The organism is Xanthomonas sp. SHU 166, assembly GCF_000364685.1.
Classification (GTDB): domain Bacteria; phylum Pseudomonadota; class Gammaproteobacteria; order Xanthomonadales; family Xanthomonadaceae; genus Xanthomonas_A; species Xanthomonas_A sontii.
Map to the genome: position 1 here is coordinate 1 of NZ_AQOJ01000931.1, position 6,976 is coordinate 6,976.

Annotated in this window: 5 protein-coding genes; 2 read left to right on the forward strand and 3 right to left on the reverse strand. The window is 70.5% G+C overall.

Translation table 11 applies throughout. The features are described from left to right. The 3 genes from tgt to D180_RS20875 form a co-directional block, all read right to left on the reverse strand. On the reverse strand, positions 1-911 hold a 911-nt coding region (gene tgt / locus D180_RS20865), incomplete at its 3' end, for a tRNA guanosine(34) transglycosylase Tgt (protein WP_043091485.1). 235 nt (positions 912-1,146) lie between these two features. Beyond that, on the reverse strand, positions 1,147-2,976 hold the full coding sequence (locus D180_RS20870; RefSeq protein ID WP_017914291.1) for an ABC transporter ATP-binding protein: 1,830 nt from the start codon (positions 2,974-2,976) through the stop codon (positions 1,147-1,149). Positions 2,977-3,144: 168 nt separating this feature from the next. Continuing rightward, a complete protein-coding gene (locus D180_RS20875; protein WP_017914292.1) occupies positions 3,145-4,758 on the reverse strand; it encodes a serine hydrolase in 1,614 nt (537 codons plus the stop codon). 374 nt (positions 4,759-5,132) lie between these two features. On the opposite strand from D180_RS20875, the gene D180_RS20880 reads away from it, so the two are divergent. Beyond that, positions 5,133-5,972: a DUF72 domain-containing protein gene (locus D180_RS20880; RefSeq protein ID WP_017914293.1), complete on the forward strand. Its 840-nt coding sequence runs from the start codon at positions 5,133-5,135 to the stop codon at positions 5,970-5,972. 200 nt (positions 5,973-6,172) lie between these two features. Further along, on the forward strand, positions 6,173-6,976 hold an 804-nt coding region (locus tag D180_RS20885), incomplete at its 3' end, for a 2-keto-3-deoxygluconate permease (RefSeq protein ID WP_043091486.1).

The window sequence follows — 6,976 nt, forward strand, 5'->3', positions numbered from 1 at the left end:
CCTGGCTCGATCGGATCGAGGTCGCGCTCGTACTTGGCGTTGCGGATGCGCACCGTGCCGAACGAGGTGAAATAGTGGCCGTTGCGCGCGTTGCGGGTCGGCATCACGCAGTCGAACATGTCCACGCCGCGGGCCACGCCCTCGACCAGGTCCTCCGGGCGTCCCACGCCCATCAGGTAGCGCGGGCGGTCGCCGGGCAGGCGCGGATGCAGGTGCTCGAGCATGGCGTTGCGCTCGTGCTCCGGTTCGCCCACGGCCAGGCCGCCGATCGCGTAGCCGTCGAAGCCGATTGCCTGCAGGCCCTCGATCGAGCGGCTGCGCAGGTCCGCATGCACGCCGCCCTGGACGATGCCGAACAGCGCCGCGTCGTTACCCAGCGCGTCGTGCGCGTCGCGCGAGCGCTGCGCCCAGCGCAGGCTCAGTTCCATCGAGCGCCGCGCCACGTCCTCGGTGGCCGGGTACGGGGTGCACTCGTCGAAGATCATCACGATGTCCGAATCGAGCACCCGCTGGATCTTCATGCTCTCCTCCGGCCCCAGGAACACCTTGGCGCCGTCGGTCGGCGAGGCGAAGGTGACGCCCTGCTCGCTGATCTTGCGTCGGTGCGCCAGCGAGAACACCTGGAAGCCGCCGGAATCGGTCAGGATCGGCCCGTCCCAGCGGGCGAAGCCGTGCAGGCCGCCGTGATCGCCGATCACGTCCAGGCCCGGGCGCAGGTACAGGTGGAAGGTGTTGCCGAGGATGATCTGCGCGCCCAGCGCCTTGATCTGCTCGGGCAGCACACCCTTGACCGAGCCGTAGGTGCCCACCGGCATGAACGCGGGGGTCTCGACCGTCCCGCGCGGGAAGGTCAGGCGGCCGCGGCGCGCGGCGCCGTCGGTGGTGTGGAGCTGGAACTGCAATCGGGACATGGTCTGGCGAATCTCGGTAAGCCGGGCATTGTCGCATTGCCGGGCCATCGGCGCCGAACCGCCTGGCGGTGCGCCGACCAGGGAACACCGCGGTCGGCTGGTCGGATGCGCGTCGGGCACGCACAGCGCGGGCCCCGGCCAGGACCATGCCGTGGCGCGTACCCGGCGCCGCCCCGCCCTGGCGGCACGACACCGATGTCGCGCCGTCGCCGGCCATCCTGGATGGCGAGCCGCGTCAGTCCGCCGCGACGAAACCACCGGTCTGGCGCGCCCACAGCCGCGCGTACAGCCCGCCGCGGGCAACGAGTTCGGCATGGCTGCCGGTCTCGACGATGGCGCCGCGGTCCATCACCACCAGGCGGTCCATCCGCGCGATGGTGGAGAGCCGGTGGGCGATCGCGATCACCGTCTTGCCGGCCATCAGCTCGTCCAGGCTGTCCTGGATCGCCGCCTCCACTTCCGAATCCAGCGCCGAGGTGGCCTCGTCCAGGATCAGGATCGGCGCGTCCTTGAGCAGCACGCGGGCGATGGCGATGCGCTGGCGCTGGCCGCCGGACAGCTTGACCCCGCGCTCGCCGACCTGCGCGTCGTAGCCGCGCTGGCCCTCGCCGTCCTGCAATTGTTCGATGAACTCGTCGGCGCGCGCCTTGGCCACGGCGGCGCGCAATTGCGCCTCGCTGGCATCTGGGCGGCCGTACAGCAGGTTGTCGCGGATCGAGCGGTGCAGCAGCGAGGTGTCCTGGGTGACCAGGCCGATCTGCTGGCGCAGGCTCTCCTGGGTGACGCCGGCGATGTCCTGCCCGTCGATCAGGATGCGGCCCTGCTCCAGGTCGTACAGCCGCAGCAGCACGTTGACCAGGGTCGACTTGCCGGCGCCGGACGGCCCGACCAGGCCGATCTTCTCGCCCGCGCGCACCTGCAGGTCGAGCCCGGCGATGACCCCGCCGCGCTTGCCGTAGTGGAAGTGGATGTGCTCGAAGCGCACCTCGCCGCGCTCCACGCGCAGCGGCACCGCGTCGGCGCGATCCTGCACCTGCGCCGGCTGCGCGATGGTCTCCATGCCGTCCTGCACCGCACCGATGTCCTCGAAGATGCCGTTGACCGTCCACATGATCCAGCCGGACATGTTGTGGATGCGGATCACCAGGCCGGTGGCCAGGGTGATCGCGCCCACGCTGATCTGTCCGCGGCTCCACAGCCACAGCGCCAGCCCGCAGGTCACCGCGATCAGGAAGCCGTTGATGATGGCGATGGCGCTGTCCATCGCCGTGGTCATGCGGGTCTGCCCGCGGTGCTTGACCGCCAGCTCGTCGATCGCCTCGCGTACGTAGGCCTGCTCGCGCCCGGCATGCGAGAACAGCTTGAGCGTGGCAATGTTGGTGTAGCCGTCGACGATGCGGCCCATCGCCTTGGAGCGCGCGTCCGAGGCGATCCAGGCCCGCTGCTTCATCCGCGGCACGAAATAGACCATCAGCGCCACGTAGGCCAGCACCCACACCAGCAGCGGCGCCATCAGCCAGGGATCGGCCTGGGCGAACAAGTACAGCGCGCTGCCGGTGTAGACCACGATGTACCAGAGCGCATCGACCATCTGCACCGCCGACTCGCGCAGCGAGGTGCCGGTCTGCATGACCCGGTTGGCGATGCGCCCGGCGAAGTCGTTCTGGAAGAAGCCCAGGCTCTGCCGCACCACGTAGTTGTGCATCAGCCAGCGCGCGCGGTTGCTCAAGCCGGGCACGATGGCCTGGTTCACCAGCAGGTTGTGCAGGGCCACGAACAACGGCCGCGCCAGCAGCACGACGAACGCCATCCACAGCAGCTCGCCGGCGTGGCGCTGGAAGAGGTCCGGCCCCGGCTGCTCGGCCACCATGTCGACGATGCGGCCGAGGAAGTCGAACATCGCCACTTCCACCAGCGCCAGCGCGAGACCGGCCAGCAGCGTGGCCAGCAGCAACGGCCACAGCGGGCGCAGATAGTGCAGATAGAAGCGCACCACCCCACGCGGCGGCATCTGCGTCTCGATCTTCGGGAAGACCTCGATCAGGGACTCGAACCAGCGGAACATCGCCACGTCACGCCTGAAAAGGGGCGTCAGGGTAGCGTACTGGGCGTCACGGACCGTGACGCCGGGATTGGGGATTCGGGATTGGGGATTCGCAAGAGCAGCCTCCCGCCCGCATGGCGCCTATCGCGCTCCTACGAATCCCGAATCCCCACTCCCCAATCCCGGCCTTCACTCTGGCGTCAACACCAGGTCCTGGAAATCGAAGCTGAAATCGGTCAGCGGCGAGATCGCCTGCATGCGCGCCTCGCGCACCTTGCCGTCGGCGGTCAGGGCGAAGCTCAGGAAGGCGTCGGCGTTGAGCGAGCGGTCGCGCCAACGCACGATGAAGGTGTCGTGCTGCCAGTGCTCCAGGGTGCCGACCAGCTGCGCGGTCTTGCTGAACTGCAGTTCCAGGCGCTTGCCCTGCTGGCGCACCACCACGTCGCCGTACCACGGGTCGCGGTAGGTGCCGGCATAGCCGGACAGCGGCAGCGACGGCGTGGATTTGGCGTCGCGCGCGGCCACGTGCTTGGCCCAGTCCTCGTCGGCATTGGCGTCGGCCTTGGCCACGGCCTTGGCGTAGGCGGCGGTCCAGTCGGTCGCCGGCGCGCCCAGGTAGGCGTCCAGTACCCGCAAGGTGATCGCGTTGAAGGCGGCGCCGACCTCCTGGTTGGTCAGCACGATCACGCCCAGCTTGCGCTCGGGCACCAGGGTCAACCGCGAGACCATGCCCGGCCAGCCGCCGGTGTGCCAGACCAGCTTGGCGCCGCGGTAGTCGCTCAGGCTCCAGCCCTCGCCGTAGCCGGCGAAGTTGGGCCTGGCCGGCAGCAGTTCCGGCACGCTCGGCTCGGACACGGCGATCGGCGTGATCATCTGCCACATCTCCTGCTGGCGCTGGGCGCTGAACAGCTGCCGCGCCTGGCCGTCGGCCGACGGCAGGCGCCCGCCGTCGAGCTGCACCTGCATCCACTTGGCCATGTCGTGCACATTGGCGTAGATGCCGCCGGCGCCGGAATTGTTGGACCAGGTCAACGGCGCCACCGTGCGCAACTCGCGGAAGTCGAACTTGGCATGGCCGACCGCGGCCTCGTCGCCGGGCTGCAGGTGGTCGCTGTTGATGCGCGCGCCGGTCATGCCCACCGGCACGAAGATGCGCTGGCGCACGAACTCGGCGTAGCTCTGCCCGGACACCTGCTCGATCAGCTTCTGCGCCACCGCGTACAGGATGTTGTCGTAGGCATAGCGGTCGCGGAAGCCGCCCTTCAGCGGCACATGCGCCAGGCGCCGCACCACCTCTTCGTTGCTGTAACTGGTGGCCGGCCAGAACAGCAGGTCGCCCGCCCCCAGGCTCAGGCCGCTGCGGTGGCTGAGCAGGTCGCGCACGCGCATCTCGCGGGTGACGTAGGCGTCGGACATCTGGAACCACGGCAGGTGGTCCACCACCCGGTCCTCGAGCTTGAGCTTGCCTTCGTCGGCCAGGATCGACAGCGCGGCGGCGGTGAAGGCCTTGGTATTGGAGGCGATGGCGAACAGGGTCTGCGCGTCCACCGGTTCCGGCTTGCCGAGCTCGCGCACGCCGTAGCCGCGCTCCAGCACCACCTGCCCGTCCTTGACGATGGCGATGGCGATGCCAGGTACGTCGAACTGCTTGCGCACACGCTCCACCTGCGCGTCCAAATCCTGCAGCCCCGGAGGCAATGCGGCCGGGGCCGGGGCGGCAACCGCCGCGGGGGCGGGCGCCTGCGCCTGTACGGTGGCGCTCATCGCCAGCAACAGGCCGCAGCCCATCGAGATGCTCTTCAACTGCGTCGCTCCTGAAGAAGGGAAACCGAAGCCGCACGCCACCGCGCGCGCACCTGGCGAGTGTAGAGCCTGCCGGAGCCTTTGCGGCGGACCAAGGCGCGCCGCTGCGACGCCGCGTGGTGCCAGATGCGGTCCAGACGCGGGTGGCCGCTACTGCCAACGTCCAACTCGCACGCAGCGGCCAGCGGAGTTGGCGGCCATTCCCGCCCTGCACGCACGCATGGCGCACGCCATCGCGCAGGCGACGAACACGCGGCACAGGCACACGCCGCGCACCGCCCAGCGACACCACCAGGCCACTGACGCCCACGACCACACCCCGCAACGCCGCGCTGCGGCACAATCGCTCCCCGCCTGCCGCCAGACACGCCCGCATGAACGACCTCTTCGACTCCGCCCCGGCCGCGCCGGACGGCATCCGCGTCGGCATCGGCGGCTGGACCTACGCGCCGTGGCGCGGCGGCATGTTCTATCCGCAGGGCCTGGTGCAGCGCCGCGAACTGGAATACGCCAGCCGCCACGTCACCAGCATCGAGATCAACGGCACCTACTACGGTGCGCAGAAGCCGGAGACCTATGCGCGCTGGCGCGACGAGACGCCGCCGGGCTTCCTGTTCTCGGCCAAGGCGCCCAAGCGCATCACCGCATTGCGGCGGCTGGCCGGCGCCGGCACACAGATCGAGGACTTCGTCGGCGGCATCGCCAGCCTCGGCGACCGCCTCGGCCCGCTGCTGTGGCAGTTCGAGCACGGCCACCGCCTGGACCTGGACGACCTGGCCGCGTTCCTGGACCTGCTGCCGCGCAGGACCGACGGACGCCGTCTGCGCCACGTGCTGGAAGTGCGCGACCCGGCCTGCGTCGGACCGGAACTGCTGCACCTGACCCGGCGGCACGGCGTGGCCCCGGTGTTCACCGATTCGCCCGAGTTCCCCTCCTTCGCCGACCTGAGCACCGACTTCGTCTATGCGCGGCTGATGCGCAGTCGCGCCGACGTCGCCCATGGCTACCCGCCGAAGGAATTGCAGACCTGGGCCGCGCACGCGCAAGCCTGGCGCCGCGGCGAGGATCCGCAGGCGCTGCCGCACGCCGACACGAGCGTGGCCAAGACCACGCCGCGGGAGGTCTTCGTCTACTTCATCAGCGCCGCCAAGGAACGCAATCCCGCCGCGGCGATGGCCCTGCTGAAGATGCTGGGGTCCGCCGCACAGGCGTGACGCGCTCGACCACGCGTACGCGACGCCCGGCACGGCGCAAGCGCGACCGTCGCCGCCGCGATCGCAAGACGGCTGAACCGGACCCCGAGCGCGCGCACCCGGCGACACCTGGCGGTCGCCGCGCTGGGGTACAACACCGCCCGTCCGGCGCCGTCGCCGGGCCGCGGCCGCGGCCGCGCCTGCACACGCGGAGTCCCTCGATGCGGATCAAACAGACGCTCGAACGTCTTCCCGGCGGCATGATGCTGGCGCCGCTGCTGCTCGGCGCGCTCTGCCACACCGTGTGGCCGCAGGCCGGCGCCTGGTTCGGCTCCTTCACCCAGGGCCTGATCGGCGGGCTGGTGCCGATCCTGGCGGTGTGGTGCTTCTGCCTGGGCGCCTCGATCCGGCTGCGCAGCGGCGGCCGCGTGTTGCGCGCCTCCGGCGTGCTGGTGCTGATCAAGATCGCGGTGGCGTGGCTGACCGCTGTGATCGCCGCGCGACTATTGCCGCCGGGCGGCATCGTCTCCGGCATCTGGAGCGGCATGTCGGTGCTGGCGCTGATCGCGGCGATGGACATGACCAATGCCGGCCTGTTCGCCGCGCTCATGCAGCAGTACGGCCGCCGCGGCGAGGCCGGGGCGATGGCGCTGATGTCGCTGGAATCCGGGCCGCTGGTGACCATGCTGATCCTCGGCACCGCCGGCGTCGCCAACTTCGAACCGCGGCTGCTGCTCGGCGCGGTGCTGCCGCTGCTGGCCGGTTTCGCGCTCGGCAACCTGGACCCGGCGCTGCGCGCCCTGTTCGCGCGGGCGGTGCCGGCACTGATCCCGTTCTTCGCCTTCGCCCTGGGCAATACCCTGGACCTGCGCATGGTCGCCCATGCCGGCGTGGCCGGGGTCGCGCTGGGCCTGCTGGTGATGGTGGCGACCGGGATCCCGCTGCTGCTCGCCGATCGCTGGCTGGCCGGCGGCAACGGCAGCGCCGGCCTCGCCGCCTCCAGCACCGCCGGCGCAGCGGTGGCC

What these genes read in the sequence shown, in the direction of transcription:
- D180_RS20870 (WP_017914291.1), bottom strand. Translation starts at nt 2,976, where the DNA reads ATGTTCCGCTGGTTCGAGTCCCTGATCGAGGTCTTCCCGAAGATCGAG.
- D180_RS20880 (WP_017914293.1), top strand. Translation starts at nt 5,133, where the DNA reads ATGAACGACCTCTTCGACTCCGCCCCGGCCGCGCCGGACGGCATCCGC.